We start from the raw sequence: 26,560 nt of genomic DNA, 5'->3' as shown, positions 1-26,560 counted from the left end.
GGCTGCAGAATGGCGCCCACCGTAAGATGGGCACCATGGGTGCAGCGTCGTTACGCGTTTGAGTGACGGGCTTTCAACCCCGGCAGCGGAGCGCCGCTGCGTTCCCACCCTCAGGCCTGTGCAGCCCGCCGTCCAATAGGCAATGCCACTCGATACGCGAATGTCGATACAGCCGCTCCGTCGGTCATGACTCTACCGGCCCGATGCCGAAACATCAGGTGGTAAACGCGACACGTTGAGTCGAACCCGGCCGAAAGACCGTTCGTCGGCGGGCCATGAACACCGCGCGTTGCACGTCATCAATGGCCTGCGCCGGATCCCTCACAGCGCAGCCCGCGACATCATCCACGCGTGGCGTGGATCCAAGTGTCGACCAAGGTCGACACCTACCAAGGGCGGCGAGGGCGCCGCCCCGAAGGGATCAGACCCCTTCGCCCATCCGCTCCAGGCCATCGCCGGCCAGGCGCAGGATCAGCTTCTCCAGCACCTGCTCCTCTTCCTCGCTCAGCACCGACATCAGCTTGCGGGTGATCTCGATCACCATCGGCGCGATCGTTTCGTATACCTCGAACCCCGCCGCCGACAGCGCCAACACCGAACGGCGGCGGTCATCGCCATGCGTCTCACGCTTGATGAAACCGCGCTCCAGCAGGCGGGCCACCGCGCGGCTGACCGCGACCTTGTCCATCGCCGTGCGGTCGGAGACCTCGCTGGCCGACGACCCGGGGTACAGCGCCAGGATGGTGATCACCCGCCACTCCGGAATGGCCAGGCCATAGCGGTCGCCGTACAGCTTGGCGATGTTGCCGCTGACCCGGTTGGACAGCACGCTCAGCCGGTACGGCAGGAACTGTTCCAGGTCGAGCAGGACGTGGGAGGCACGCAGGCGGGTGGAAACGGGATCGGCGGGGCTCATGTTGCGGTGCACCTTGCTGGTGGTTTCAAGTGTAACTATAAGTGTTGGGTCCGTACCCTGCATTCTCGCCGGGTCCAACCCCGCCCGCACCTGGTTTGTGCCGATGCGGCACCGATTCGGAGCCACGCCATGAATACCGCAGTCCCGTCCGCCTCGCATCCCAACCCCGGCATGCAGGTCACCACCTTCGAAAACCCGATGGGCATCGACGGCTTCGAGTTCGTCGAATTCGCCGCACCGGCCGGCCGTGGTGCCGAGCTGCACGAGTACTTCCGCAAGATGGGCTTCAGCGCGGTGCTCAAGCACAAGCAGCGTCCGATTACCGTCTATCGCCAGGGCGACGTCAACTTCCTGGTCAATGAAGACCCCGATTCGTTCGCCGCCGACTTCGCTGAAAAGCACGGCCCGTGCGCCTGCGGCTTCGCCATCCGCTTCAAGAAGCCGGGCGCGGAGGTCTACCAGACCGCGCTGGGCAATGGCGCCGAAGCCATCGCCTTCAAGCCGGAGAGCAAGGCGGTCAACGCCCCGGTCATCAAGGGCATCGGTGACTGCATGCTGTACCTGGTGGACCGCTACGGCGATGCCGGCAGCATCTTCGATGGCGACTACGAGCTGATCGCCGGCGCCGAGCTGCGCCCGAAGGGCTTCGGCCTGACCTTCATCGACCACCTGACCCACAACCTGTACTTCGGCAACATGCAGCAGTGGTCGGACTATTACGAGCGCCTGTTCAACTTCCGCGAGATCCGCTACTTCGACATCAAGGGCCTGAAGACCGGCCTGGTGTCCAAGGCGATGACCGCGCCGGATGGCATCGTGCGCATTCCGCTGAACGAATCGTCCGACCCGAAGAGCCAGATCAACGAGTACCTGGACGCGTACAAGGGCGAGGGCATCCAGCACATCGCCTGCTTCACCGAGAACATCTACGAAACGGTCGAAGCCATGCGCGCGCAGGGCGTGGACTTCCTCGACACGCCGGAGACCTACTTCGATGTGATCGACCAGCGCGTGCCCAACCACGGTGAGGACGTCGCCCGCCTGGCGAAGAACAAGATCCTGATCGACGCCGACCCGGAAACCCACCAGCGCAAGCTGCTGCAGATCTTCACCCAGAACTGCATCGGCCCGATCTTCTTCGAGATCATCCAGCGCAAGGGCAACGAAGGCTTCGGCGAAGGCAACTTCACCGCGCTGTTCGAGAGCATCGAACGCGACCAGATCCGCCGCGGCGTGCTGTAAGGTTTCCACAACGGCACCTTCTCCACCGGTAGCGCCGGGCCATGCCCGGCGGCTTTCCCCAGGCTTCCAGGAACCCCCATGTCTCCCTCCATCACCGCCCGCGGCTACCAGTCCGGTTTCGGCAACGAGTTCGCCAGCGAGGCCGTGCCCGGTGCGCTGCCCGTCGGCCAGAACTCGCCGCAGAAGGTGGCCCATGGCCTGTATGCCGAGCAGCTGACCGGTACCGCATTCACCGCACCGCGCGGCAGCAATCGCCGCAGCTGGCTGTACCGGATCCGTCCGGCGGTTACCCACGGTGAGTTCACTCCCTTTGCGCAATCGCAGCTGCAGTGCGATTTCAGTGCGCAGCCGGCTTCGCCTAACCAGCTGCGCTGGAGCCCGCTGCCGCTTCCGGAACTGCCCACCGATTTCGTCGAAGGCCTGTACACGATGGGCGGCAACGGCTCGCCCGACGCGCATGCCGGTGTCGGCATCCATCTGTACGCGGCCAACCGTGACATGGTCGGCCGCTACTTCTACGACGCCGACGGCGAACTGCTGATCGTGCCGCAGCTGGGCAGCCTGCGCCTGCTGACCGAGCTGGGCGTGATCGAGATCGAACCGCAGCAGATCGCGGTGATTCCGCGCGGCGTGCGCTTCCGCGTCGAGCTGCCGGATGGCCCGAGCCGCGGCTACATCTGCGAGAACTTCGGCGCACTGCTGAAGCTGCCCGACCTGGGCCCGATCGGTTCCAACGGCCTGGCCAATCCGCGCGATTTCGAGACTCCGCATGCCGCGTTCGAAGACGTCGACGGCGATTTCGAACTGATTGCCAAGTTCGACGGCCGCCTGTGGCGTGCGCCGATCAATCATTCGCCGCTGGACGTGGTCGCCTGGCACGGCAACTACGCGCCGTACCGCTATGATCTGCGCCGCTTCAACACCATCGGCTCGATCAGCCACGACCACCCGGATCCGTCGATCTTCCTGGTGCTGCACTCGCCCAGCGACACCCCGGGCACCAGCAACATGGACTTTGCGATCTTCCCGCCGCGCTGGCTGGTGGCGCAGAACACGTTCCGCCCGCCGTGGTTCCACCGCAATATCGCCAGCGAGTTCATGGGCCTGGTGCATGGTGCCTACGACGCCAAGGCCGAAGGCTTCGTGCCGGGCGGTGCGTCGCTGCACAACTGCATGAGCGGCCACGGTCCGGATGCCCCGACCTTCGACAAAGCCTCCAATGCGGACCTGTCCAAGCCGGATGTGATCAAGGACACCATGGCCTTCATGTTCGAGACCCGTGGGGTGATCCGCCCGACCGCGCAGGCGCTGGCAGCAAGCCACCGGCAGGGCGATTACCAGCAGTGCTGGAACGGCCTGCGCAACAATTTCCGTTGATCGTCTGCATCCACGCATGGCGTGGATCTACCGGGAATCACGATACCGTATCCACGCATGGCGTGGATCTACCGGAAAGCGCGATACCGTATCCACGCATGGCGTGGATCTACCGGGAAGCGCGATCCCGTATCCACGCATGGCGTGGATCTACCGGAAAGCGCGATACCGCATCCAGGCATGGCGTGGATCTACCGGAAAGCGCGATACCGCATCCACGCATGGCGTGGATCTACCGGAAAGCGCGATATCGCGTGCACGCGTGACGTGGATCCATCCGGGCACGTGATGTAGTAGATCCACGCCATGCGTGGATGCTGTTCGCCGGTTCAGGCAATGGCCGCGAACGCACTGCAATGCTCCACCGGCAGCGCCTCCATCAGCCGCTGCCGCACGCGCTGGCAGTACCCTTCCGAGGTCAGCGCCGGCAGTACCTGCAGCGCCGATTGCATCACCCGCAGCACCTCGCCTTCGGCACGCGCCTGCTGCAGGTCGCGGAACAGCGCCGCTGCGTTGGGATGCCGCTGCATCTCCAGGATTCCCAGCACATAGATGCGCGCGGCGACCAACGAGCGGCGGCGCTCGACCGGCGCAGAAGCGGCAGTGACTGACGGCGCCAGCGGAGCCGCCATCGCAACCGGCGCAGGTGGCGTGGAGGCGGGTGCGTCCGCAGCGGTCACCAGGTAGCCGCCCTGGATCAGCTGGATCACCATCGCTGCCGCGTCCTGCCCAAGCAGTGCGGTCAGCTCGGCGATGCTGCGCTGGCCATCACACAGGATCAGCAGGCGTCGCTGGCGCATGTCCAGCGGTGCGCGGTGGGCCTGCAGCGCGGTTCGGGCGAGGTCGGTCTTGCGCGGTTGCATGGGGAGGACAGCCAAGTCGGTGCTCGCCCAGCCTGAATGAGGGCGATGAAACCGGGATGACAATGCAGCGCCTGCACGCCGGCTGCGGTAGCGTGCACCCACCCTGTGCCAAGGATCCGCACCGATGAAGCATCTCCCGATGGCCGGCCTGCTGCTGTTGTCGTTGGCCGCCTGCAACCGTAGTCCCGACACCGCCGCACCGGCAGCGCCGCCCGCGGCCACCGCACCGGCGAAGGATGCCTCCGTTCCCGCCGACGCCGATCTGGCCACCGCTTCGCCGGTGGATCCGCGCAGCGACAGCCCGGCACGCCTGGATGGCTTCGGCGGCGCCACGCTGGGCGCAGGCATCGCCGAGGTGCGCAGTGGCTTCGGCACCCCCTTGCAGGGTCTGGGTACCGACGCCACGGGCAAGCCGCTGCCTGCCGACGATGCCAATGAAGGCTGCTACTTCCTGCGCCCGCAGGGGGCCGAAGACCCGCGCCTGATGTTCGAGGCGCGCAAGCTGGTCCGCTACGATGTACGCAGCCCGTCCATCGTCGCTCCCGGTGGCGGCCGGGTCGGCATGACCCTGGGCGAGCTGCAGGTGCTCTATCCCGAGCGCGCCGACGTCGGTCCTGACAAGTACGACGACAAGGCCCAGCACCTGCGCGTGCGCCCGGCGCAGGACGGAGCGGCGATCATCGATTTCGCCCTCGGCGCTGACGGCAAGGTCGGCGCCTGGCGGGTCGGCAGGACCCCGCAGGTGGACTACGCCGAAGGCTGCGGCTGATCGGCCATCCTCGGCTCACCCGCCGCGGGTGGGCCGAGCGTAGAATCGCGCCACGACCGCTGGGGAGCGCCCGATGATCGCTATTGCCATTGCCTGGTTCCTGCTCGGCCTGCTGTTGCTGGCCCTGGGTGGGGACTCCATCGTCAAAGCCGTGTCCGGCCTGGCGCAGCGTTTCGGCGCCAGTGCATTCACCGCAGGCCTGCTGTTGCTGGGTATCACCACCTCGCTGCCGGAGCTGGCGGTCAACGCCCGCGCGCTGGTGGTGGGCCAGCCGGAGCTGGCCTTGGGCAATGCCGTCGGCAGCAGCGTGGTCAACCTCGGCCTGACCCTGGCGGTGGCCGCGATGGTCTCGCCGTTGCTGCTGCGCGCGCGCCTGCAGGCCGTGCTGTGGTGGGGGCTGCTGGCCGCGGGCCTGCTGCTGATCGTGTTCGGACTCGATGGCCGCCTGCTGCGCTGGGAGGCCGGCGTGCTGGTGGCCGGGTTCGTGGTGGTGCAGTTGCTGCTGCTGCGTCGCGGGCGCCATGAGAGCGCCGAGGTACAGGCGATCATTGCCGAGTCGGCCCTGAGCCGCACCAGCCTGCCGTTGAACGTGCTGCGCCTGCTGGTTGCCGCACTGGCGTTGTATTGGGGCGCGCGCCTGGTGGTCGGTGCCGCCGCTGATTTCGGCGCCGCGCTGGGCTGGACGCCGCTGCTGGTGGGTCTGCTGCCGGTGGCGATCGGCACTGCGTTGCCGGAGGTGGCGGCCGCGGTCGCGGCAGCACGCCGTGGTCACGGCGACATGGTGCTGGGCCACGTGCTCGGCTCCAGCGTGGTCAACCTGATGCTGGTGATCGGTGCGATGGGGCTGCTGCAGCCGCTGGCGTTGCCGGCCTCGTTCGTGCGCCTGGAACTGCCGGCGGTGCTGGCCTTCGCACTGGTGCTGTACCCGATGCTGCGCGGCGACCTGCGCATCAGCCGCATCGAAGGTGCGGTGCTGCTGGGCGCGTTCGTGGCCTGGCTGGGGCTGGAAATCGCGCTGGTCACACCGGTCTGAGGTAGTGCCGGCCGCTGGCCGGCAACCTCGGCGAACTCGCAGCCAGGCATGGCCTGGCTCTACTGGCGGTTATCCGGGGTCGTGCCGACCAACGGTCGGCACCCACCGTCAACGCGCGGTGGTTTCCTCTTCCCGCTCCGGTTCCGGCGGGGGCAGCTGCTCGTCTTCGGCACGCTCGTTGCCCGGCAGGCTGGGGCGCGTTTCCATCAGCAGCGACAGTGCGGCCTTGGCCATCAGGTGCGCGCTGATCGGTGCGGTGATGAACAGGAACACGGTGATCAGCAGCTCGCGCGGCTGCGGGTCCTGGCCCAGGAAGATGTGGTAGCACACCGAGCACACCAGCACGCAGCCCACGCCCAGCGTGCTGGCCTTGGTCGGTGCGTGCAGGCGCTTGAAGAAGGTGGACAGCTTCACCAGGCCCAGTGCGCCGACCAGGATGAAGAAGCAGCCGAACAGCAGCAGGATCGACAGCGCGATCTGGATGAAGGTGATCATTCGACGATGTCCCGGCGCAACACGAACTTGCTCAGCACCACGGTGCTGCCGAAGCCGAGCATGGCGATGATCAGTGCCGCCTCGAAGTAGATCGCCGAATTGAGGTACATGCCGAACAGCATCAACTCGGCGATGGCGGTCACCGACAGCGTATCCAGTGCAAGGATGCGGTCGGGCACGGTCGGCCCGCGCAGCAGGCGCCAGGTGGCCAGCAGCATGGCCAGGCCGACCACGTGCATGCACACCACCAGGGTGGTCTGGATGATCTGGAATCCAGTCATGGGAAGATCTCCATCAACGGGGCTTCATAACGGCGCTTGATCGTGTCGATCAGCTCCTGCGGGTCTTCCAGGTGCAGCACGTGCACCAGCAGGAATTTGCGGTCGTCGCTGAGGGCGGCCGACACCGTGCCGGGGGTCAGGGTGATCATGCTGGTCAGCGCGGCGATGCCGTGGATGTTGGCGATGTCCAGCGGCAGCCAGATGAAACCAGGGTGGATGTTCTTTTCCGGGCCCAGCACCTGGATGGCCACGCGGATGTTGGACATCAGGATGTCCCACAGGGTCACGAACAGCAGCTTCGGCAGCGGCCGCAGGGTGCCGATGCGGGCGAACTCGCGGTCCAGGCGCGCGGCGAACAGCGGAATGACCACGCCCAGCAGCAGGCCCAGCAGGAACTGGCCGAGCGTGAAGCTGTCGGACATCAACAGCCAGAACACCACCACCATCACGCTCAGCGCGGGCGAGGGCAGCAGGCGGCGGATCGGGGAACGCTTGGCGGTCATGGCTGGCGGATCTCCGGCGTGGTCGCGCGCAGCTGCTGCACGTAGTCGCCCGGCTGCAGCAGCTGGGTGGCGATGGCGTCGGTGTGCTGCATCAGCGGGGCAGCGAACAAGGTCATGCCGATGCCGTACGCCAGCAGGATGCAGGCCGCAAACAGCTCCACACGGCGCAGTGGTGCCTTGCGCGGTGGCGGTGCATCGGGATCGGGCAGCGGCACGCGCCAGAACAGGCGGATGCCGCCGCGGGTCAGGCCCATGATGACCAGCAGGCTGCTGACCAGCACTGCGGTCCACACCGCGCCGGTGTACTGCGCCGGCATGCCGGCCAACAGCGCGGCCTTGGCCAGGAAGCCGGACAGCGGCGGCAGGCCGGCCACCGACACCGCCGCAATCAGGAACAGCACGGCCGGGGTCTCCTTGCCGGGCATCGGTGCGATCACTTCCTTGCGGTCGCTGGCGCCGCCACGGCGGCGTCGGATCAGGTCGGCGACCAGGAACAGTGCGGCGGCGACGAAGCTGCTGTGCGGCAGGTAGTACAGACCGGCCGACAGCACCTCAGGCGTGCCCACCGAGAAGGCGATGAACAACGTGGCCGCCGAGACGATGACCAGATACGAAATCAGCACTCGCAGGCGCGCGGCGGCCAACGCGCCCAGGCCACCCAGCACCAGCGTCGCTACGCCGGCCCACAGCAGCCAGTCGCGGCCGTAGCCGGCCATCGCCCCCGCATCCTCGCCGAACCACAGCATCTGGATGCGCAGCACGGCATACAGGCCCACCTTGGTCATGATCGCGAACAGCGCCGCCACCGCCGCCGGCGCACGCGCATACGATTCGGGCAACCACAGGTACAGCGGCATCAGCGCGGCCTTGGCACAGAACACCAGCAGCAACAGGCCCATGGTCGCCTTCACCAGGGTCAGCTGCGCAGGCGGCACTTCGGCGATGCGCTGCGACAGCTCGGCCATGTTCAATGAACCCAGCGAGGCGTACAGCAGGCCCAGTGCGATCAGGAACAGGGTCGAGGCGGTGACGTTGAACACCACGTAGTGCAGGCCGATGCGCATGCGCAGGCCACGGCCGCCACTGAGCAGCAGGCCGTAAGAGGCGATCAGCATCACCTCGAAGAACACGAACAGGTTGAAGATGTCGCCGGTCAGGAAGGCGCCGTTGAGGCCGACCAGCTGGAACTGGAACAGCGCATGGAAGTGCGGCGCGCGCCGGTCCCAACCCGAACACGCATGCAGCAGGCAGGGGATGGCCAGCAGCAGGGTGGTCAGCAGCATCCACGCCGACAGCCGGTCGGCCACCAGTGCGATGCCCAGGCGCGACGGCCAGTCACCCAGCAGGTACACGCGGATGTCGCCGCCAGCGGTGTCGGCGAACAACAGGCCGACCACCACCGCCAGCGCGCCCAGCGCGGTCCACGCCACGGCGCGTTGCACCTTCGGCCCATAGCGGCGGTGTTCGACGAACAGCGACAGCGCAGCGCCGAGCAGCGGTACCAGGATCGGCAGGATCACCAGATGATTCATGCGCGGTCCTCGCCCCGGCGCGGCGGTGCATCGTCGTCCGGCTCGTGCGCGTCCACGTGGTCACTGTGGTTGTCGCTGCGGCTGCGCATGGCCAGCACGATGCTGACGGCGGTCATCGCAAAGGCAATGACGATGGCGGTCAGCACCAGCGCCTGTGGCAGCGGATCGGTGTAGTTGCCCAGGTGGCTCTCCACGCCTTCCTGCAGCACCGGCGCCTTGCCCTGCACCACGCGGCCGCCGGCGAAGATCAGCAGGTTGGTGGCGTAGGACAGGAAGGTCATGCCGAGGATCACATCGAAGCTGCGCGCGCGCAGCAGCAGGTAGATGCCGATGGCGGTCAGCACGCCGATCGCAGAGGCCAGGGCCAGTTCCATCAGTGCATCTCCCCCGTTCGTGCCGAGCGGCGTTGCAGGTCGATCTCGCCCTTGCGCGCGGTGCGCGTCCGCGAGGGTTTGACGGTGGCCATCATCGACAGCATCAGCATCGCGCCACCGAACACCACCAGGTACACGCCGATATCAAAACCAATCGCGCTGGCCAGCGGTACATCGCCGATCAACGGCAGGTGCAGGTCCAGGTGGCCGCTGGTCAGGAACGGCACGCCGAACAGCATCGACGCGGCGCCACTGAGGATGGCGATCAGCAGGCCGGTACCGATGCAGCGGATGTAGTCGAAGCCGAAGCGTGACTCCACCGAGGCGGTGCCCTGGATCACGTACTGGATCAGCAGCGGCACTGCCAGCACCAGGCCGGCGATGAAGCCGCCGCCCGGCGCGTTGTGGCCGCGCAGGAACAGGAAGATGGAGACCGTCAGGGTCAGCGGGAACATGATCTGGGCCAGATCGGCCGGCACCGGCAGCTTGATCGGCGGACCGGGCATGATCTGCTCCGGCGCCATCCGCGTGCGACGCAGCAGCGCATGCACGACCAGTGCGGCAATGCCGAACACGGTGATCTCGCCGAAGGTATCGAAGCCGCGGAAGTCGACCAGGATCACGTTGACCACGTTCTGGCCGTACGCCTCGGGCAGGGCGCGGGCAAGCAGCTCGCCGGCCATGGTGTTCGGCGGCAGGGTCATCGCGCTGTAGGCCAGCGCGCCCAGGCCGGCACCGGCCACGATCGCGATCAGCGCATCACGGCGCTTGCGCCAGCGCGGCCGCTCCGGGCCGGACTGTGCCGGCAGGTAGTTCATGCCCAGCAGCATCAGCACCAGGGTCACCATTTCCACCAGCAGCTGGGTCAGCGCCAGGTCCGGTGCGGACAGGAACACGAAGGTCAGCGCCACCATCAGGCCGACGCCGCCGACCAGCAGCACGGCCAGCAGGCGCTGCTTGTACATGCGCAGGGTCGCCACCGCGCAGGACATCATCACCAGCCACAATGCCCAGCCCAGCAGCGGTATCGGCTGCGGTCTGGTCCATTCCGGCGAGGCCGGGTTGGCGATGTAGGGCGCGGCGGCGACCACGATCGCCACCAGCACCAGGCCCAGCAGCATGCGCTGCAGGCTGCCGTTGGCGATGCCGGCGGTCAACCGCTGCGCACCGGCCGACAGCAGGTCCAGCTGGTGGTGGAAGACGTTGCGTCCCGGCGTGGTGTTGGTTACCGCGTGCAGATCGATCAGCTTGCGCAGGCCGAAGTAGAGGGCCACGCCACCGACCACGCCAGCGGCGCTCATCGCCAGCGGCAGGTTGAAGCCATGCCAGATCGACAGGTTGTACTCGGGCATCGCGCTGCCGAGGATCGAGGCGGCTGCCGCGTGCAATACCGGGGCCACGGTCACGGCCGGGGCGATACCCACCGCCACGCAGATCACCACCAGGATCTCCACCGGCACCTTCATCCAGCGCGGCGGCTCATGCGGCACGCGGTCCAGGCCATGCGGGCCCTTGCCGAAGAACGTGTCGTGCACGAAGCGCAGGCTGTAGGCCACGCCGAACACACCGGCCAGCAGTGCGGCGATCGACACCGCCGTGCGCATGGTGTCGGTGCCGCCCGCCGAGAGCGCTTCGGCGAACAGCATTTCCTTGGACAGGAAGCCGTTGAGCAGCGGGATGCCGGCCATCGCCAGCGAGGCGATGATCGCCAGCGCACTGGTGAACGGCATCAGCCTGCGCAGGCCACCCAGCTTGCGCATGTCACGGGTGCCGGTCTCGTGGTCGATGATGCCGGCGGCCATGAACAGCGAGGCCTTGAAGGTGGCGTGGTTGATGATGTGGAACACGCCGGCGACCACCGCCATCGGCGTGGACAGGCCGAACAGCAGGGTGATCAGGCCCAGGTGCGAGATCGTCGAATAGGCCAGCAGGCCCTTCAGGTCATGCTGGAAGATCGCGTTCCAGGCACCGATCAGCAGGGTGATCGCACCGATGCCGCTGACCGTGTAGAAGAACAGATCGCTGCCGGCCAATGCCGGATGCAGGCGCGCCAGCAGAAACACACCGGCCTTCACCATGGTGGCCGAGTGCAGGTAGGCCGACACCGGGGTGGGCGCGGCCATCGCATGCGGCAGCCAGAAGTGGAACGGGAACTGCGCGCTCTTGGTGAAGATGCCCGCCAGCACCAGGAACAGGGCGTAGGGGTACAGCGCGCTGGCGCGGATCTGCTCGCCGGCGGCCAGCACCACGTCCAGGTCGAAGCTGCCGACGATGCGGCCGATCAGCAGCACGCCGGCCAGCAGCGCCAAGCCGCCGCCGCCGGTGATCACCAGCGCCATCCGCGCGCCCTCGCGCGCGTCCTGGCGGTGCGACCAGAAACCGATCAGCAGGAACGAGCTGATGCTGGTCATTTCCCAGAAGACCATCAGCAGCAACAGGTTGCCCGACAGCACCATGCCCAGCATGGCGCCCATGAACAGCAACAGGTAGGTATAGAAGCGGTGCGCGTTGTCCTGGCTGCTGAGGTAATAGCGCGCATACAGCACCACCAGCGCGCCGATGCCCAGCACCAGCCCCGCGAACATCCAGGCCAGGCCATCCAGGCGCAGGGTGAAGTCCAGGCCGATCTGCGGCAGCCACGGCACCATCGTGCGCACCACCTGGCCATCAAGCACCGATGGGGTCAGCCAGGCGAGGATCGCCAGCCCGCCCAACGGCGCCAGCGCCGCCAGCCAGGCAGCAGTCGAGCGCGAACTACGGGGGAAGGCTGCGACAGCCACTGCCATGAGGAACGGCAGGGCCAGCAGCAGGGGCAGGCTGGGGAGCATGCAGGGAATCCATGATTCACGAGCAGGTCAGGGAGCATAACAGGCTGCCAAATGTCGCCGAAACCCATTGAACAGCGATCAATTGCATGTAACGTGCGCTGATTCATTTTTTCTGCGATGCAGCATGCCGCGCGGATGACCCATCAGGACCCGGTGGGCAGGTCCACCCTACGCCCACGCAGGGACAGCGCAGCCCCTGTCGCACAGGGACCGCCACCGCTGGGCGGGGCAAGGTGAGGAGGTCACCGCGGCAGGCTGGCAGGCGCGCCGTGCAGTGTCGGTGACGGGATCTGCCCGTTCAGGAAACGAAGGCGTCGACGCGGCGACGCTGGTCAGTAGCGCCAGTCGAGCTTGCGATAGGCCTTGGCCATCACCCACGCCGGGCCGATCAGCAGGTAGGTCAGGTCGGTCAGGAAGCTGGGCTTGCGGCCTTCGAACTTGTGGCCGATGAACTGCGCGATCCAGGCGACGACGAATACGCCGATGGCCAGCGAGCGCAGGTTGTGCAGGCCGATTTCCGCTTCCAGCAGTCGGCACAGGCAGCCGAACACGAAGAACTGGATGAGCATGCCGATGCCCAGCGGACGCGACAGCTTGTTGTAGAAGCACCACGCGCTGAACATCGCGAACGCCGACCAGATGCCGTACTGGAACCAGGTGATCAGCGGCGGCACGCACCACAGCAGGGCCACCACCGACCACAGGATCGCCGGCACCGCCACCACGTGGATGCGCTGGTTGACCACATTGCGGTGGTCGTCGGAGTAGCTGGCGAAATAGCGGTCGATCGGACGCGCAAGCTGGGTGCTGGTCTGCATGTGGCCAGCATACCCCGGCCGGGGCTGGCAGTAGAGCCAGGCCATGCCTGGCTGGATGTTCGCGGGGTTGCCGGCCAGCGGCCGGCACTACCAACCGTCAGTAGAGCCAGGCCATGCCTGGCTGCAGGTTCGCCGAGGTTGCCGCCCAGCGGCCTGCATTACCAACCGCCAGTAGAGCCAGGCCATGCCTGGCGGCAGGTTCGCGGGGTTGCCGGCCAGCGGCCGGCACTACCAACCGTCAGTAGAGCCAGGCCATGCCTGGCTGCAGTTTCGCCGGGGTTGCCGGCCAGCGGCCGGCACTACCAACCGCCAGTAGAGCCAGGCCATGCCTGGCTGCAGGTTCGCGGGGTTGCCGGCCAGCGACCGGCACTGCCAACCGCCAGTAGAGCCAGGCCGTGCCTGGCTGCAGGTTCGCGGGGTTGCCAGCCAGCGACCGGCACTGCCAACCTCCAGTAGAGCCAGGCCACGCCTGGCTGCAGGTTCGCCGAGGTTGCCGGCCAGCGGCCGGCACTACCAACCGGCAGTAGAGCCAGGCCATGCCTGGCTGCAGGTTCGCCGGGGTTGCCGGCCAGCGGCCGGCACTACCGCACTCAGAACGCCCCCGCCACGCGGGCCGGGGGCGCAGGGGAATCAGTCGACGCTGATCCCGGCCAGGCGCTGCAGCGCCTCGGCGTACTTGGCGCGGGTGCGCTCGATGATCTCCGCCGGGATGCTCGGGCCCGGGGCGGTCTTGCCCCAGTCCAGCGTCTCCAGGTAGTCACGCACGAACTGCTTGTCGTAGCTCGGCGGGCTGGTGCCCACTTCGTACTCGTCGGCAGGCCAATAGCGCGAGGAATCCGGCGTCAGCATCTCGTCCATGATGTACAGGCGACCGTCGGCGTCGGTACCGAACTCGAACTTGGTGTCGGCCAGGATGATGCCGTGCTCGCGTGCGTAATCGGCCGCGAACTTGTAGATGCGCAGCGTCGCGTCGCGCACCCGCTCGGCCATTTCCGCACCGACCGTCTTCACCATCGCGTCGAAGTCGATGTTCTCGTCATGGTCGCCAACGGCGGCCTTGGTCGAGGGGGTGAAGATCGGCTCGGGCAGCTGCTCGGCCTGGCGCAGGCCGTCGGGCAGCTCGATGCCGCTGACCTTGCCGGTGCGCTGGTAGTCCTTCCAGCCGCTGCCGATCAGGTAGCCACGGGCGATAGCTTCCACCGGTACCGGCTTCAGCTTGCGGGTGACCACCGCGCGCTTGGCGTACAGGGCCGCGTCCACGCCATCGGGCAGCACGCTGGCCACATCAATGCCGGTCAGGTGGTTGGGCATCAGGTGCGCGGTCTTGGCGAACCAGAAGTTGGACACCTGGCAGAGCATCTCGCCCTTGCCCGGGATCGGGTCGGGCAGGACCACATCGAACGCCGACAGGCGATCGGTGGCGACCATCAAGAGGTAGTCCCCCGGTGGGGTACCGGCCGGCAGTCGCTCGCGCGGGATATCGAACACATCACGCACCTTGCCGCGGTGGCGCAAGGGCAGGCCGGGGAGATCGGATTGCAACAGCGTGGTTGGCACGGGCACTCCTGGGGCTTCGTCGAGACGGCTGCCCAGGGGACCCGGCGGGCCCGCAACTGGTCAGCGGGCGGCCTAGTGTAAAGCGGTCCGGGCCCGCTGTGACGTAAAATGAGCGTCCATTTCGTCGGCCGACCCCGGAGCGCCATGCGCTGGTACGGAAAACTGCTCGGATTCATCGCCGGCGCCCTGCTGTTCCGGCCCAATCCGCTGTTCGGCGCGGTGGTCGGCCTGTTGCTGGGGCATGCCTTCGACAGCGACTGGTTCCGCCTGAACAAGGAGAACCCGTACCGCGAGCTGGGGCTGACCTCCGAGGCCACGGATGCCGAGGTCGAGCGCGCCTACCGCAAGCTGATCTCCCAGTACCACCCCGACAAGCTGGGCGGCGCCGCCCCCGAGCTGCAGCAGCAGGCCGAGCAGAAGTCGCGGCGCATCAACGCCGCCTACGACCGCATCAAGACCCTGCGCAAGCGCTGACCCCATTGCCCCGCCTGCGGGCGGGAGACCCCTTTCCCCGTTCCGAAGGCCCCGGCCATGTCCAACTGCCTCATCGCTCCTTCCATCCTCTCGGCCAACTTCGCCCGCCTGGGCGAGGAAGTCGACAACGTCCTGGCCGCAGGTGCGGACTGGGTCCATTTCGATGTGATGGACAACCACTACGTGCCCAACCTGACCATCGGCCCGATGGTCTGCCAGGCGCTGCGCAAGCACGGCGTCACCGCGCCGATCGACGTGCACCTGATGGTCGAGCCGGTCGACCGCATCATCCCGGACTTCGCCGAGGCCGGTGCCACCTACATCAGCTTCCACCCGGAGGCCAGCCGCCACGTGCACCGCACCATCCAGCTGATCCGCTCGCTGGGCTGCAAGCCGGGCATCGTGCTCAACCCGGCCACCCCGGTGGACATCCTCGACTGGGTGCTGGACGACCTCGACCTGGTGCTGCTGATGTCGGTCAACCCGGGCTTCGGCGGCCAGGCCTTCATTCCGTCGGCCTTGGACAAGCTGCGCGTGGTGCGCCAGAAGATCGATGCCAGCGGCCGTGACATCCGCCTGGAGATCGATGGTGGCGTGAAGGCCGACAACATCGGCGAGATCGCCGCCGCTGGCGCCGACACGTTCGTCGCCGGCTCGGCCATCTTCAACGCCAAGACCAGCTACCAGGACGTGATCGCGCAGATGCGTGCCAACGTCGCTGCAGCGCGCTGACAAAAAGGGGACGGAGGGGATTAAGCTCGTTCAATTCCCTCCGTTCCCTCTTCGCCCATGGCACTGTTGAACATCCGCCCGGCCACCGTCGCCGACGCCGGCCTGATCCTTCGGTTCATCCGCGAACTGGCGATCTACGAGAAGGCCGAGCAGTCGGTGCAGACCGACGAGATCGGCATCGCCGAAAGCCTGTTCGGCGCCGACGCCACCGCCCGCGCGCTGGTCTGCGAGGCCAACGGTGAAGCCATCGGCTACGCGGTGTATTTCTACAACTATTCCACTTGGCTGGGGCGCAAGGGCATCTACCTGGAAGACCTGTACGTGAGCCCGGGAAAACGCGGCTCCGGCGCGGGCAAAGCGCTGCTGAAGTACATCGCCCGCCAGGCGGTAGCTGAAGGTTGTGGTCGCTTCGAATGGTCAGTGCTGGACTGGAACACGCCGGCCATCGAGTTCTACACCGCAGCCGGCGCCAGACCGCAGGACGAGTGGACGGTGTACCGGTTGGAAGGTGAGGCGCTGAAGGCATTCGCCGGGTAGGCCGTGTCCTGGTGACTGGTGTGCCGATGAAATACGCCATTGCCGCACTCCGCCAGCGGCTGCCGGCCTCGATTGCTGTCTGCAGGCAGGCGCTGGAGGCTGCCGGCGGTGACCTGTCACAGGCGCACGCCTTGGTGGTTGATCAGCTCGTGGCCGATTACGGGCACCGCACAGGGTTGGGGGTCGCCGAGGCCGCCATCGAGCTGCAGGCCGCTGGCCATGACGTGGAACGCGCCATGATGCTTTGGCGTCGCCGCCACCCATCGCCGCCGCCGCGGCCATTCGCGGCGCTTGAAAAGGGATGGGCACTGGCAGCGGAGCTGGCTTCGGCGGACACCGGGTTGCGCTGTTTCGCCCATGTCATCTCTGGCGAACAAGACACCTACGAGCTGCGCATGATCACCCATGCCGCACGCTTCACCGAGACCGCCTATGGCTTCGACTACGACTACGCCATGCAGGACGCGCAGACCAGGGTGGAACGCAGGTTCGTGACCGGAATTCCGGCGCTCAACCTTCTGTTGCAGGAGTACGCAATTGATGAAGCGATGTTGTGCAGCATCGATGCCTTCGACAGCTGCCTCCTGCACAGTCCCATCGAGGCTTACCTGTAAGCCGATATGCAGCGCCGCGCAGCAAAAAAAAGCCACGCCAAACGCTGGCGTGGCCTTGCTGCATGCGTGGGAGGCTGATCCTGCCTCCATCCGTCGTCCCTGCTATGGCCTTCCATTCTCCCGGTGGCCGATGACACCTGCATGACATGCCGCGCGGGCGAGCCCAGCGCCCTGACCTGAACGGTGGCCGCCGCCTTTCACTGGCCCCGAACGCGCGGTTGCTAGCCTGTGCCGCCCTTCCCTGGAAGCACCGCATGAGCACCCCCCGCTGGCGCCTGATCCTCAACGGCAAGTCCGCAGGCAACGATGACCTGCGCGAGGCCGTGGGCCACTGGCGCGAACGCGGCGTGCAGCTGGAAGTGCGGGTGACCTGGGAAGACGGTGATGCCGAGCGCTATGTCGCCGAGGCCATCGACCACGGCGTGGACGTGATCGTGGCGGCCGGCGGCGACGGCACGCTCAGCGCGGTGGCCGAGACGCTGGCCCATCGCGACGAGCCGGCTGAGGCGCTGCCTTCGCTGGCGCTGGTGCCGATGGGCACCGCCAACGATTTCGCCACCGCTGCCGGCATTCCGGTGGAGCCGCAGGAGGCCTTCGCACTGGTTGCCAGCGGCCACCCACGCCCCATGGACCTGCTGCGCGTCGATGCCGACGGCAAGCCATGGTGGTGCGCAAACCTCGCCAGCGGAGGCTTCGGTACCCAGGTCACGGTGGAAACCGATGCCGGCTTGAAGAAGATGCTCGGCGGACTGGCCTATGTCATCACCGGTATCGCCAAGCTCGGCCGCATCGAACCCATCACCGCACGCCTGAGCGGGCCGGACTTCCAGTGGGAAGGTGGGTTCATCGCGCTGGGTATCGGCAACGGCCGTCAGGCCGGTGGCGGCCAGCAGCTGTGCCCCCAGGCACTGATCGATGACGGCCTGCTGGACGTCACCGTGGTGCCGGAACTGGAGGGTGAAGTCGCAGCCACCCTTGGACAGATGCTGACCGGCGGCAAGGAGGCGGCGCTGGAACGTGTCGCCACGCGCGCGCAGCTGCCGTGGCTGCAGATCGACGCACCGCAGCCGTTGACGCTGAACCTGGATGGCGAACCGGTGCAGGCACGCCGCTTCCGCATTGACTGCGTGGCGGGCAGGGTGCGGATGCATCTGCCGGATGACTGCGTGCTGCTTTCCGGCAGCTGAGACAGGAATCAGAGCAGCGGAATGTCTTCTTCCTTGCTCGGGAATTTGAAGGCCTCGCGCTTCCTGCGGATGTGTTCGGGCATCGGCGGGCGGGGGATGTTGCGCTCAGCCAGCCATTGCTGGCATTTCTTCTGCCACGGCAGGTTGTCCGGCGTGGTGATTTCCCAGTAGATGTCCTCGACCATCTTCTGCCGGCCAGGCTGGCTGGACCCTTCCGGCTTTGCAATCGCTGGATCAGCACCATGTTCCAGTAGCCAGTAAGCGTAGTCGAAGCCGCCTCGCGTCGTGTACCAGCTCAGGACCGTGTCATCGCCCAGGTCCAGGCTTGATTCATTGATGTTGGCCCCGTTCTCAATCAGTACCTGGATGTTCTTCCACTGATTTCCGCTGAGGAATGCCTGCAGCAGTAGAGTCTCGTTGGCTGAGTTGCGGGTGTTGGGGTCTCCGCCATGCTTCAGGAGCAGCTCCAGGAAGCGAGGGTCGTCCATCTTTGCCGCGTAGACCATCGCATTGTTGTAACCAAGCCTGCGCCCGTCCACCGTCTTGTATACGCGTGCATTCGGATCTGCGCCGTTGTCCAGAAGTGCACGTAGCCCATCAAGATTCTTCGCCAGGAGGGGCCACGCCACCAAGGGGATGCCAGCATCGCGAGCGAAGACCTTGTCGGGATCGACGCCTTCGTCCTTTACCAGGCGCGTGATCTTGTCGGCATCCCCTTGCTCGCTGGCAACGGCCAGCTCAAGCGCCTTGCCCTTGAAGTAGTCGCTGGCACCATGCGTTGACTGTGGCGTGCAGCCCGGAATCAGAAACAGCGCTGCTGCCAGAAGGGCGGGATACGCAATGATGCGACGCAGGTGAACGTCCATGTCAGAGCTCCTTACAGCAGCGGAATGTCTTCTTCCTTGCTCGGGAATTTGAAGGCCTCGCGCTTCCTGCGGATGTGGTCGGGCATCGGCGGGCGGGGGATGTTGCGCTCAGCCAGCCATTGCTGGCATTTCTTCTGCCACGGCAGGTTGTCCGGCGTGGTGATTTCCCAGTAAATGTCTTCGACCATCAATTGCCGAGCCGTCCTGCCAGAGTTCTGGGGCACGCGCTCGGATATGGTCGGGTCTGCGCCATGCTCCAGCAACCAGTAGGCGTAGTCGAATCCGCCTCTTCCCGTGTACCAGCTCAGCACGGTGTCATCCCCCAGGCCGCGGTTCGATTCGTTGATGTTGGCTCCGTTCTCAATCAGTACCTGGATGTTCTTCCACTGGTTTCCACTGACGAAAGCCTGAAACAGCAGGGTTTCATTGGCCGAGTTCCGGGTGTTGGGGTCTCCGCCGTGTCTCAGCAGAAGCTCAATGAACCGGGAATCGTCCATCTTGGCGGCATAGACCATTGCATTGTTGTAGCCAAGCTTGCGTCCATCTACTGTCTTGTATGCGCGTGCGTTTGGATTTGCGCCGTTGTCCAGAAGTGCACGTAGCCCATCAAGATTCTTCGCCCGAAGGGGCCACGCCACCAAGGGGATGCCAGCATCCCGAGCGAAGACCTTGTCTGGATCGACGCCTTCGTCCTTTATCAGGTGCCGAATGGTGTCCGAATCGCCATTCTCGGTTGATATCGCAAGCTCAAGGTTTTTCCCGTCGAAGTACTGCTCGGCGCCATGGCTTGACGGCAGGGCGCACCCACTTACAGATAGAAGTGTGACGAAAAGCGCCGTTATTGGGAGTCGCTTCACATTCTCGATAATATGAATGGGCATGCCGATTCTTTGATGCTGCATCAGATGATGCTCAAGCCGTGACATTAGCAAATGGTTCTGGTAATCGATAAGTGTCGCGGCGCAAATGCGCCTACCAGGTGAATGGAGCTTGCCATGACGGATTCCGACATTGAGGCGCGGGCCCGCGCAATCCAGGAACAGCGTGAACTTGTCGAGCGGCTGCGTGCCAGTGGCCACGGTGAAGAAGCAGATCGCTTGCAGGAGACGTACCACGCGCGGGAGATGTCCGGACTCGCCTCCGATGTGTATCAATCAGCCAAGCATGCTGGCGAGCCGCCTTTGGGGTGGACGCGTGCAAGCACGGATCCTGCAGCACTGCGCGCGGCAGGGATCGACCTGGCGGACGATGCAATCCGGAAGCTGCTGCAGCCACCTGAGTCCGGATTCCGTGCCGAAATCTACATCCCGGACAAGCGCGTCTTTGGCGAGGATGCGAAACCTGTCGTGGTCTACAAGGGATCTACGGGTGAGATTGTTGACCCTCTGGCGCCCGATGGAAAACGTGAATCCGGCGGCGAGGATTTCCTCAACAACGGCCAGCAGGGCATCGGCATGCGCAGCGATTACTACGATCGCGCGATGGAACTTGCCGTAGCCATGAACAGACGCCTGCCCGGTGGCTTCGAAATCGCCGGTCACTCCCTCGGTGGCGGCATGGCGTCCGCCGCGTCCGCAGTCACCGGCGCACGTGCCACCACGTTCAACGCCGCCGGCCTGCATCCGGCTACCCCGGCGCGTTTCGCCAAGGACAACGGCCTGCCGACCTTCGATACGCAGCAGACCGTGCACACCTACCAGACCACCGGTGAAGTGCTGAACGATGTGCAGAACGGCATGCACCGCCTGAGCGAGCAGCAGCGTCGTGGCTACGGCGTGCTTGCCAACGAGCTGGGCATGGTGCTGAAGGATCCGGCCATGCAGAAGGTCGTCGGTGAAAAGCTGCGCGAGATGCTGCCCCCGGGGGCGCAGACCTCCGCTGCACAGTTCATCGAACAACTGGCGAGCCAGCCGGGCCAGCAGGCGCTGCGCGATATTCCGCTCGCGGCAGGGCGCCTGGAATTGTTGCTTGAGCCCAAGACCCGCGATGCGCAAGGGGCGCTCGTCGATCGCCCGCACGTGGCGCCGCCCAGCCAGGTGGCGGAACTGGCGGGGCCGTTGTCCACTGTGCTGCACGCCACGGCCTACGGCATGCGTAGCGGTCGGCTGGCCGGCGAGCAGGTCGAGCGGGCGGGCGCTGCCACTGCCCAGGTGCTGGACAGAACGGGCGATGGCGTCGAGCGCGTGCTGAAGACCGAGGGCATGGTCATCGGCCAGGTAGTGAACATGGGCTCGGCCAGCCTGCAGTTGGGTACCCGGGCGACGAGCACGGTGGTTGCTTCGGGGCGCGAACTGACCGGAAGCATCGAATCCACCCTGCACCGCGTCGAATCGCAGACCCGCTCCCATGGCCTGTCCGCACTATCGTGGGTCGCTGACCGGGTGGGCGCGGACAACGTCGCCGGCAGGCTTGCCAAGCAGGCCGAAGACGTCCGTGACCACGGCGAGCAACATGCGCAGCATGCGACGAAACAGGCCCTTGCCGATGCAGCAGGCACGCGCGCGGCGGGCGAGCGCGTTGCCGCCGCCATCAACTACGACGGCCAATGGGTCGCTGGCAAGCTGCAGAACGGGTTCGCCACCGCCGGCGCCCATGTTGACCGCGGCTATGACCTGGTGGCCTCCCATGTGAAGGGCATTACCGACAAGGCGCCGATCACCCTGTCCGCGGTAGGTGGTGCTGCGGTGGGCATCGGGGCTGCCGCTGCGACCCACTTGCCGACCGGCAACCTGGTGTTGGACGCAGCGAAGCTCCACAACCTCGACAAGTCCGAACGCGTCATCCGCGGAATGATGCCGGCCTTCAGTGAGGCGACCGCCCGCCATGGCATGGATCCGACGGTCATCCCCAGCCTGGACTCGGAACTGATCAAGCAGGAGGCCGCCGCCCGGAAACTGGTCGAGCGGCCCCCGCACGTCCAGGCTGCCGCCGAAAGCCGGCAGGCCAGCCGTGCCGCCGAACCCTCGGCGCAGGCGATCGGCATCGATCATCCCTCCCATGCCGGCAACCCCCTGTTTGTGGGTGCCCAGACCGGGGTCCACGCGCTGGACCGCGCCCACAACCGGGTGCCTGACCTGCAGAGCGACCAGCTCGCCGGCGCACTGGCCGTGCAGGCCAGGCGCGAGGGGCTGGAGTCCATTTCCCACGTGGTGCTCAGCGACGACCACAGCCGCGCCTTCGCGGTGGATACGCCCGACCTGAACGCCGCGCACCGTCGACATGCCCACGTCGAAGTGGCGGCGGGCATGGCCCAGCCGTTGAGCGCGAGCACCGCCCAGATGGACGCGATCAATGCCACTCGCGAGCAGGCGCAGGGGGTGTCGCTGGCCCAGCAGCAGGTGCACGAGACCCAGGAACAGGCACGGCGGATGGGCTAGGGCGGCGCAAACCGCCCGTCGCCAAAGGGTTTCCCTGCGGCCAAAGCTGCGATACAGTCATTGCGTGTCCAGCCTGACGACCCCGCATACCCTTTCTTCCGCACGCCGTTGGTGGCGATGGTGGCCTGTTGCCGTCGTCCGTCCCCATAACGCTGTGTCCCGGAAGGAAAGTCGTCTTGATCTCGCACGCTCAGTTTCAGCAGCAGGCCGCTGAAGGCCACACCCATATTCCCGTTGTCCGCGAAGTGCTGTCCGACCTGGACACGCCGCTTTCGGTCTATCTGAAGCTCGCCGACGGCCCCAATACCTACCTGTTTGAATCCGTCGAAGGCGGCGAGCGCTTTGGTCGTTACTCGATCATTGGCCTGCCGGCACGTCGCTTGTACGCCTTCCACGGCCACACCCTGACGGTGCGCGAGGACGGCCAGGTGGTGGAAACCCGCGAGGTGGCCGATCCGTTTGCCGAGGTCGAGGCGCTGCGCAGTGCTCACTCGGTGCCGAAGCTGGAAGGCCTGCCGGGCTTCACCGGTGGCTTGGTCGGCTGGTTCGGGTTCGAGTGCATCGGCTACATCGAGCCGCGCCTGGCATCGCCGGCCGGCCGCGACGAACTGGGCACCCCGGACATCCTGCTGCTGCACTCCGATGAGCTGGCGGTGTTCGACAACCTGAAGGGCCGGCTGTACCTGATCGTGCATGCCGATCCGCGCCAAGCGGGCGCCTTTGAACAGGCCCAAGCGCGCCTGGACGCATTGGCGGCCAAGCTGCGCGCGCCGGGTGCCGGCTATCCGGCACCACTCACCAGCGACGTGCTGGACGAGTCCGATTTCGTTTCCGGTTTCACCCGCGAAGGCTTCGTCGATGCGGTCCAGCGCAGCAAGGAGTACATCCGTGCCGGCGACATCTTCCAGGTGGTGCTCAGCCAGCGCCTGAGCGTGCCGTTCAAGGCGCGCCCGGTGGATGTGTATCGCGCGCTGCGTGCACTGAATCCGTCGCCGTACATGTATTTCCTCGATGTCGGCGACCTGCAGGTGGTCGGCTCCTCGCCGGAAATCCTGGTGCGTCTGCAACATACCCATGAAGGCGTGGGTGAAGTGACCGTGCGCCCGATCGCCGGCACCCGCCCGCGCGGCGCCACGCCGGAACTGGACCAGGCGCTGGAAGTCGAGCTGCTGGCCGATCCGAAGGAACGCGCCGAGCACTTGATGCTGATCGACCTGGGCCGCAACGACGCCGGCCGCGTGTCCAAAGCCGGTACCGTGGAAGTGGGCGAGCAGTTCGTGATCGAACGCTACAGCCACGTCATGCACATCGTCAGCGAAGTGACCGGGCAGCTGCAGCCGGGCCTGAGCTACGCCGACGTGCTGCGCGCCACCTTCCCGGCCGGTACGGTCAGCGGCGCGCCGAAGATCCGCGCGCTGGAAGTGATCCGCGAACTGGAACCGATCAAGCGCAATGTCTACGCCGGCAGCATCGGTTACATCGGCTGGCACGGCGATGCCGATACCGCGATCGCGATCCGCACCGCCGTGATCAAGGATGGCCGCCTGTACGTGCAGGCCGGCGCCGGCATCGTCTACGACTCGGACCCGGACAAGGAATGGGACGAGACGATGAACAAGGGCCGCGCGCTGTTCCGTGCCGTCGCCCAGGCCGCCAAGGGCCTGTGAGTTTCCCCGTGCTGTGGCCTGCGCCGCAGCACCCCTCGCTGTTTCCATTCAAGACAAGGAGTACCGCATGAAGCTGCTGAGCGCATTGCTGTGGTCGTCGCTGCTGGCCACGATGGCCCCGTCTGCCTGGGCGCAGGCCAACACCATTCCCTCGCAGCCGCACCTGCTGGTGAAGGGCGAGGCGCGCCGTCTGGTGATGCCCGACCGGTTCGGCCTGCAATTGAACATCGAAGAGACCGATATGGATGCCGATGCCGCGCGTCGCCGCGTGCAGGACAACGTCGCCCGCGTGCTGGCGCTGTTCAAGCAGCAAAAAGCGGTGGACGGCAGCGTGCGCGCGGACAACCTGCGCATCGGCCCCGCCACGCGCTATGAGCAGAACCGGCAGGTCTTCATCGGTACGCGCGTGTCACGCCAGCTGCGCGCCAGCTTTGCCAGCGTGAAGGCGATGCAGGATGTGCTGGGTGCGCTGAAGGCCAACGAGAACGTACAGGTCAGCAGCCTGGCCCCGACGTACTCGGGCGAGGTGGCGCTGCGCCGTGAACTCAAGGGCGAGGCCGCAGCCAAGACCCGCGAGTCCGCGCAGGGCCTGGCCAAGGCCTACGGCACCCAGCTGCGCGGTCTGTACAGCATTTCCGATGTGGCGCCGAACTTCGCCTACGGCATCCAGGCAGGCAGCTGGCCCAGCAGCGGCGATCTGGTGACGCCGCCTTCGCCGCCCTCGCCCGAGGCGCCGATGAACAGCATCGAGACCACGGGCTCGCGCCTGCCCGAATCCATCGAAGCCGGCCCCATCACCTACACCGAAAACGTGTACGCCATTTTCCTGATAAGCGACGGAACCTGACCATGTTGTGGATGATCGACAACTACGACAGCTTCACCTACAACCTCGTGCAGTACCTGCAGACGCTGGGTGCCGAGGTGAAGGTGGTGCGCAACGATGCGATGAGCGTGGACGAGATCGCCGCGCAGAAACCCGAGCGCATCGTCATCTCGCCCGGCCCGTGCACGCCCAACGAAGCGGGCGTGTCGCTGGAGCTGATCCGGCGCCTGGGGCCGACCACGCCGATCCTCGGCGTGTGCCTGGGCCACCAGGGTATCGGCCAGGTCTACGGCGGCACGGTCATCCGTGCCGGCAACATCATGCACGGCAAGACCTCGCCGATCCGCCATGAGGGCAAGGGCGTATTCGCCGGCCTGCCGGACGGTTACCAGGCCACCCGCTACCACTCGCTGGTGGTGGACAAGAACAGCCTGCCCGATGCGCTGGAAGTGACTGCGTGGACCGAGAACGAGGATGGCTCGATCGAAGAGATCATGGGCCTGCGCCACCGCCAGTTCCCGGTCGAGGGCGTGCAGTTCCATCCCGAATCTATCCTCACCGAACACGGTCATGCGCTGCTGCGCAATTTCCTGCAGCGCCCGGCTGCCTGATCCAAGGAGTATTCCGATGAGCTTCTCCCCCCAGGAAGCCCTGCAACGCACCATCGAACATCGCGAAATCTTCTTCGACGAAATGGTCGACCTGATGCGGCAGATCATGCGCGGCGACGTCTCGCCGATGATGACCGCCGCCATCCTCACCGGCCTGCGTGTGAAGAAGGAGACCATCGACGAGATCGCCGCCGCGGCGACAGTGATGCGCGAATTCGCGCTGGCCGTGCCGGTCGCCGATACCACCCACCTGGTCGACATCGTCGGCACCGGTGGCGATGGCTCGCATACCTTCAACATCTCCACCTGCGCGATGTTCGTTGCTGCTGCCGCCGGCGCGCGCGTGGCCAAGCATGGCAACCGCAGCGTGTCGTCCAAGTCCGGCAGCGCTGATGCGGTCGAGGCATTGGGCGCAGCGATCGAGCTGCAGCCGGCGCAGGTGGCGGCGGCCATCGAACAGACCGGCATCGGTTTCATGTTCGCGCCGATCCACCATCCGTCGATGAAGGTGGTGGCGCCGGTGCGTCGCGAGATGGGCGTGCGCACCATCTTCAACATCCTCGGGCCGCTGACCAACCCGGCCAGCGCACCGTCGGTGCTGATGGGCGTGTTCCATCCCGACCTGGTGGGCATCCAGGCGCGCGTGCTGCGCGAGCTGGGTACCGAGCGTGCGATGGTGGTCTGGGGCCGCGACAACATGGACGAGATCTCGCTGGGCGCCGGCACCCTGGTGGGTGAGCTGCGCGACGGAAAGGTGCGCGAGTACGAGATCCATCCGGAAGACTTCGGCATCGCCATGTCGGCCAGCCGCAACCTGCGCGTGGACGGCCCGGAGCAATCCATTGCCATGCTGCGCGCGGTGCTCGACAACGAGCCGGGTCCGGCGCTGGACATCGTCGCCCTGAATGCGGGCGCAGCGTTGTACGTGGCCGGCGTAGCCAGCGATATCGGCGACGGCCTGGCCCGTGCCCGCGCGGTCATCGCCGATGGCAGCGCCCGTGCCCGCCTGCAGCAGTATGTCGATACCACCCGCGCGCTGGTTGCCTGAGCGCGCGGTTCAGCCTGACCCACCCGATGGCCG

The 26,560-nt window shown here is 66.2% G+C and carries 26 protein-coding genes; 14 read left to right on the top strand and 12 right to left on the bottom strand.

Annotated elements, in window-relative coordinates:
• Window positions 1–421: 421 nt before the first annotated feature.
• The gene (locus J2X70_RS15780; protein WP_049467584.1) at window positions 422–916 is read right to left on the bottom strand and encodes a MarR family winged helix-turn-helix transcriptional regulator; all 495 of its coding nucleotides are present in this window, start codon (window positions 914–916) and stop codon (window positions 422–424) included.
• Between the two features lie 129 nt (window positions 917–1,045).
• Here J2X70_RS15780 and hppD point away from each other — a divergent pair, with 129 nt between their 5' ends.
• On the top strand, window positions 1,046–2,158 hold the full coding sequence (gene hppD / locus J2X70_RS15775; protein WP_170919610.1) for a 4-hydroxyphenylpyruvate dioxygenase: 1,113 nt from the start codon (window positions 1,046–1,048) through the stop codon (window positions 2,156–2,158).
• A 78-nt stretch (window positions 2,159–2,236) separates the two neighbouring features.
• Window positions 2,237–3,535 (top strand): homogentisate 1,2-dioxygenase, encoded by a 1,299-nt coding sequence (hmgA, locus tag J2X70_RS15770; RefSeq protein ID WP_032976636.1) that lies wholly within the window; start codon window positions 2,237–2,239, stop codon window positions 3,533–3,535.
• A 329-nt stretch (window positions 3,536–3,864) separates the two neighbouring features.
• On the opposite strand, the gene J2X70_RS15765 is transcribed toward hmgA, so the two are convergent.
• A complete protein-coding gene (locus J2X70_RS15765) occupies window positions 3,865–4,398 on the bottom strand; it encodes a hypothetical protein (protein ID WP_025874594.1) in 534 nt (177 codons plus the stop codon).
• 124 nt (window positions 4,399–4,522) lie between these two features.
• On the opposite strand from J2X70_RS15765, the gene J2X70_RS15760 reads away from it, so the two are divergent.
• Complete coding sequence (locus tag J2X70_RS15760; protein ID WP_025874595.1) at window positions 4,523–5,167, top strand: hypothetical protein; 645 nt, start codon at window positions 4,523–4,525, stop codon at window positions 5,165–5,167.
• 73 nt (window positions 5,168–5,240) lie between these two features.
• A complete protein-coding gene (locus J2X70_RS15755) occupies window positions 5,241–6,200 on the top strand; it encodes a sodium:calcium antiporter (protein WP_025874596.1) in 960 nt (319 codons plus the stop codon).
• Window positions 6,201–6,308: 108 nt separating this feature from the next.
• Here the strand turns inward: J2X70_RS15755 and J2X70_RS15750 are convergent, their stop codons facing one another.
• The 8 genes from J2X70_RS15750 to J2X70_RS15715 form a co-directional block, all read right to left on the bottom strand.
• Window positions 6,309–6,695, bottom strand: a complete 387-nt coding sequence (locus J2X70_RS15750; protein WP_025874597.1) for a Na+/H+ antiporter subunit G — start codon at window positions 6,693–6,695, stop codon at window positions 6,309–6,311.
• Window positions 6,692–6,976, bottom strand: a complete 285-nt coding sequence (locus tag J2X70_RS15745; RefSeq protein ID WP_025874598.1) for a K+/H+ antiporter subunit F — start codon at window positions 6,974–6,976, stop codon at window positions 6,692–6,694. Before J2X70_RS15745 ends, J2X70_RS15750 begins: the two co-directional genes overlap by 4 nt.
• Entirely contained in the window at window positions 6,973–7,479 is a 507-nt protein-coding gene (locus tag J2X70_RS15740; protein WP_025874599.1) for a Na+/H+ antiporter subunit E, read from the bottom strand. Before J2X70_RS15740 ends, J2X70_RS15745 begins: the two co-directional genes overlap by 4 nt.
• A complete protein-coding gene (locus J2X70_RS15735; protein WP_025874600.1) occupies window positions 7,476–9,011 on the bottom strand; it encodes a monovalent cation/H+ antiporter subunit D in 1,536 nt (511 codons plus the stop codon). Before J2X70_RS15735 ends, J2X70_RS15740 begins: the two co-directional genes overlap by 4 nt.
• Window positions 9,008–9,385: a Na+/H+ antiporter subunit C gene (locus J2X70_RS15730; RefSeq protein WP_025874601.1), complete on the bottom strand. Its 378-nt coding sequence runs from the start codon at window positions 9,383–9,385 to the stop codon at window positions 9,008–9,010. The genes J2X70_RS15735 and J2X70_RS15730 overlap by 4 nt, the downstream gene beginning before the upstream one ends.
• A complete protein-coding gene (locus tag J2X70_RS15725; protein WP_032976643.1) occupies window positions 9,385–12,213 on the bottom strand; it encodes a monovalent cation/H+ antiporter subunit A in 2,829 nt (942 codons plus the stop codon). The genes J2X70_RS15730 and J2X70_RS15725 overlap by 1 nt, the downstream gene beginning before the upstream one ends.
• A 332-nt stretch (window positions 12,214–12,545) precedes the next feature.
• Window positions 12,546–13,031: an Mpo1-like protein gene (locus tag J2X70_RS15720; RefSeq protein ID WP_025874603.1), complete on the bottom strand. Its 486-nt coding sequence runs from the start codon at window positions 13,029–13,031 to the stop codon at window positions 12,546–12,548.
• A 630-nt stretch (window positions 13,032–13,661) separates the two neighbouring features.
• On the bottom strand, window positions 13,662–14,588 hold the full coding sequence (locus J2X70_RS15715; RefSeq protein ID WP_080149676.1) for a phosphoribosylaminoimidazolesuccinocarboxamide synthase: 927 nt from the start codon (window positions 14,586–14,588) through the stop codon (window positions 13,662–13,664).
• Window positions 14,589–14,732: 144 nt separating this feature from the next.
• Between J2X70_RS15715 and J2X70_RS15710 the strand changes: the two genes are divergently transcribed.
• From J2X70_RS15710 to yegS, 5 genes are all read left to right on the top strand, one after another.
• Complete coding sequence (locus J2X70_RS15710) at window positions 14,733–15,062, top strand: DnaJ domain-containing protein (protein WP_025874605.1); 330 nt, start codon at window positions 14,733–14,735, stop codon at window positions 15,060–15,062.
• A 57-nt stretch (window positions 15,063–15,119) separates the two neighbouring features.
• Window positions 15,120–15,794 carry a ribulose-phosphate 3-epimerase gene (gene rpe, locus J2X70_RS15705; RefSeq protein WP_025874606.1) on the top strand — a complete coding sequence of 225 codons (675 nt, stop codon included), beginning with the start codon at window positions 15,120–15,122 and terminating at the stop codon, window positions 15,792–15,794.
• Between the two features lie 57 nt (window positions 15,795–15,851).
• Window positions 15,852–16,331 carry a GNAT family N-acetyltransferase gene (locus J2X70_RS15700; RefSeq protein ID WP_309911141.1) on the top strand — a complete coding sequence of 160 codons (480 nt, stop codon included), beginning with the start codon at window positions 15,852–15,854 and terminating at the stop codon, window positions 16,329–16,331.
• Between the two features lie 26 nt (window positions 16,332–16,357).
• Entirely contained in the window at window positions 16,358–16,945 is a 588-nt protein-coding gene (locus J2X70_RS15695; RefSeq protein ID WP_309911139.1) for a hypothetical protein, read from the top strand.
• A gap of 254 nt (window positions 16,946–17,199) precedes the next feature.
• On the top strand, window positions 17,200–18,132 hold the full coding sequence (gene yegS / locus J2X70_RS15690) for a lipid kinase YegS (protein WP_059065388.1): 933 nt from the start codon (window positions 17,200–17,202) through the stop codon (window positions 18,130–18,132).
• 8 nt (window positions 18,133–18,140) lie between these two features.
• Here the strand turns inward: yegS and J2X70_RS15685 are convergent, their stop codons facing one another.
• Window positions 18,141–18,998: an ankyrin repeat domain-containing protein gene (locus J2X70_RS15685; RefSeq protein WP_059065386.1), complete on the bottom strand. Its 858-nt coding sequence runs from the start codon at window positions 18,996–18,998 to the stop codon at window positions 18,141–18,143.
• 11 nt (window positions 18,999–19,009) lie between these two features.
• Complete coding sequence (locus tag J2X70_RS15680; protein WP_256993991.1) at window positions 19,010–20,113, bottom strand: ankyrin repeat domain-containing protein; 1,104 nt, start codon at window positions 20,111–20,113, stop codon at window positions 19,010–19,012.
• A gap of 231 nt (window positions 20,114–20,344) precedes the next feature.
• On the opposite strand from J2X70_RS15680, the gene J2X70_RS15675 reads away from it, so the two are divergent.
• The 5 genes from J2X70_RS15675 to trpD all read left to right on the top strand — a co-directional run bounded on the left by J2X70_RS15675 (window position 20,345) and on the right by trpD (window position 26,527).
• A complete protein-coding gene (locus J2X70_RS15675) occupies window positions 20,345–22,375 on the top strand; it encodes an XVIPCD domain-containing protein (protein ID WP_309911135.1) in 2,031 nt (676 codons plus the stop codon).
• A gap of 176 nt (window positions 22,376–22,551) precedes the next feature.
• Window positions 22,552–24,042 carry an anthranilate synthase component I gene (trpE, locus tag J2X70_RS15670; protein ID WP_059065384.1) on the top strand — a complete coding sequence of 497 codons (1,491 nt, stop codon included), beginning with the start codon at window positions 22,552–22,554 and terminating at the stop codon, window positions 24,040–24,042.
• A gap of 67 nt (window positions 24,043–24,109) precedes the next feature.
• Entirely contained in the window at window positions 24,110–24,889 is a 780-nt protein-coding gene (locus J2X70_RS15665) for an SIMPL domain-containing protein (RefSeq protein ID WP_059065382.1), read from the top strand.
• A gap of 2 nt (window positions 24,890–24,891) precedes the next feature.
• Window positions 24,892–25,479, top strand: a complete 588-nt coding sequence (locus J2X70_RS15660) for an aminodeoxychorismate/anthranilate synthase component II (RefSeq protein WP_025874614.1) — start codon at window positions 24,892–24,894, stop codon at window positions 25,477–25,479.
• A 16-nt stretch (window positions 25,480–25,495) separates the two neighbouring features.
• Complete coding sequence (gene trpD, locus J2X70_RS15655) at window positions 25,496–26,527, top strand: anthranilate phosphoribosyltransferase (protein ID WP_025874615.1); 1,032 nt, start codon at window positions 25,496–25,498, stop codon at window positions 26,525–26,527.
• Window positions 26,528–26,560 lie beyond the last annotated feature (33 nt).

Origin of the sequence: Stenotrophomonas sp. 1337 (assembly GCF_031455455.1) — a bacterium.
Taxonomy (GTDB): Bacteria; Pseudomonadota; Gammaproteobacteria; order Xanthomonadales; family Xanthomonadaceae; genus Stenotrophomonas; species Stenotrophomonas indicatrix.
The sequence above is the reverse complement of the archived record's forward strand: the minus strand, read 5'-3'. Positions and strand labels throughout refer to the sequence as shown.

What these genes read in the sequence shown, in the direction of transcription:
- J2X70_RS15710 (WP_025874605.1), top strand. Translation starts at nt 14,733, where the DNA reads ATGCGCTGGTACGGAAAACTGCTCGGATTCATCGCCGGCGCCCTGCTG.
- J2X70_RS15725 (WP_032976643.1), bottom strand. Translation starts at nt 12,213, where the DNA reads ATGCTCCCCAGCCTGCCCCTGCTGCTGGCCCTGCCGTTCCTCATGGCA.
- J2X70_RS15750 (WP_025874597.1), bottom strand. Translation starts at nt 6,695, where the DNA reads ATGATCACCTTCATCCAGATCGCGCTGTCGATCCTGCTGCTGTTCGGC.
- J2X70_RS15780 (WP_049467584.1), bottom strand. Translation starts at nt 916, where the DNA reads ATGAGCCCCGCCGATCCCGTTTCCACCCGCCTGCGTGCCTCCCACGTC.
- J2X70_RS15660 (WP_025874614.1), top strand. Translation starts at nt 24,892, where the DNA reads ATGTTGTGGATGATCGACAACTACGACAGCTTCACCTACAACCTCGTG.
- J2X70_RS15755 (WP_025874596.1), top strand. Translation starts at nt 5,241, where the DNA reads ATGATCGCTATTGCCATTGCCTGGTTCCTGCTCGGCCTGCTGTTGCTG.
- J2X70_RS15700 (WP_309911141.1), top strand. Translation starts at nt 15,852, where the DNA reads ATGGCACTGTTGAACATCCGCCCGGCCACCGTCGCCGACGCCGGCCTG.
- J2X70_RS15720 (WP_025874603.1), bottom strand. Translation starts at nt 13,031, where the DNA reads ATGCAGACCAGCACCCAGCTTGCGCGTCCGATCGACCGCTATTTCGCC.
- hmgA (WP_032976636.1), top strand. Translation starts at nt 2,237, where the DNA reads ATGTCTCCCTCCATCACCGCCCGCGGCTACCAGTCCGGTTTCGGCAAC.
- J2X70_RS15730 (WP_025874601.1), bottom strand. Translation starts at nt 9,385, where the DNA reads ATGGAACTGGCCCTGGCCTCTGCGATCGGCGTGCTGACCGCCATCGGC.
- trpD (WP_025874615.1), top strand. Translation starts at nt 25,496, where the DNA reads ATGAGCTTCTCCCCCCAGGAAGCCCTGCAACGCACCATCGAACATCGC.
- J2X70_RS15745 (WP_025874598.1), bottom strand. Translation starts at nt 6,976, where the DNA reads ATGACTGGATTCCAGATCATCCAGACCACCCTGGTGGTGTGCATGCAC.
- J2X70_RS15765 (WP_025874594.1), bottom strand. Translation starts at nt 4,398, where the DNA reads ATGCAACCGCGCAAGACCGACCTCGCCCGAACCGCGCTGCAGGCCCAC.
- J2X70_RS15760 (WP_025874595.1), top strand. Translation starts at nt 4,523, where the DNA reads ATGAAGCATCTCCCGATGGCCGGCCTGCTGCTGTTGTCGTTGGCCGCC.
- J2X70_RS15740 (WP_025874599.1), bottom strand. Translation starts at nt 7,479, where the DNA reads ATGACCGCCAAGCGTTCCCCGATCCGCCGCCTGCTGCCCTCGCCCGCG.
- yegS (WP_059065388.1), top strand. Translation starts at nt 17,200, where the DNA reads ATGAGCACCCCCCGCTGGCGCCTGATCCTCAACGGCAAGTCCGCAGGC.
- J2X70_RS15735 (WP_025874600.1), bottom strand. Translation starts at nt 9,011, where the DNA reads ATGAATCATCTGGTGATCCTGCCGATCCTGGTACCGCTGCTCGGCGCT.
- J2X70_RS15695 (WP_309911139.1), top strand. Translation starts at nt 16,358, where the DNA reads ATGAAATACGCCATTGCCGCACTCCGCCAGCGGCTGCCGGCCTCGATT.
- J2X70_RS15685 (WP_059065386.1), bottom strand. Translation starts at nt 18,998, where the DNA reads ATGGACGTTCACCTGCGTCGCATCATTGCGTATCCCGCCCTTCTGGCA.
- J2X70_RS15665 (WP_059065382.1), top strand. Translation starts at nt 24,110, where the DNA reads ATGAAGCTGCTGAGCGCATTGCTGTGGTCGTCGCTGCTGGCCACGATG.
- hppD (WP_170919610.1), top strand. Translation starts at nt 1,046, where the DNA reads ATGAATACCGCAGTCCCGTCCGCCTCGCATCCCAACCCCGGCATGCAG.
- rpe (WP_025874606.1), top strand. Translation starts at nt 15,120, where the DNA reads ATGTCCAACTGCCTCATCGCTCCTTCCATCCTCTCGGCCAACTTCGCC.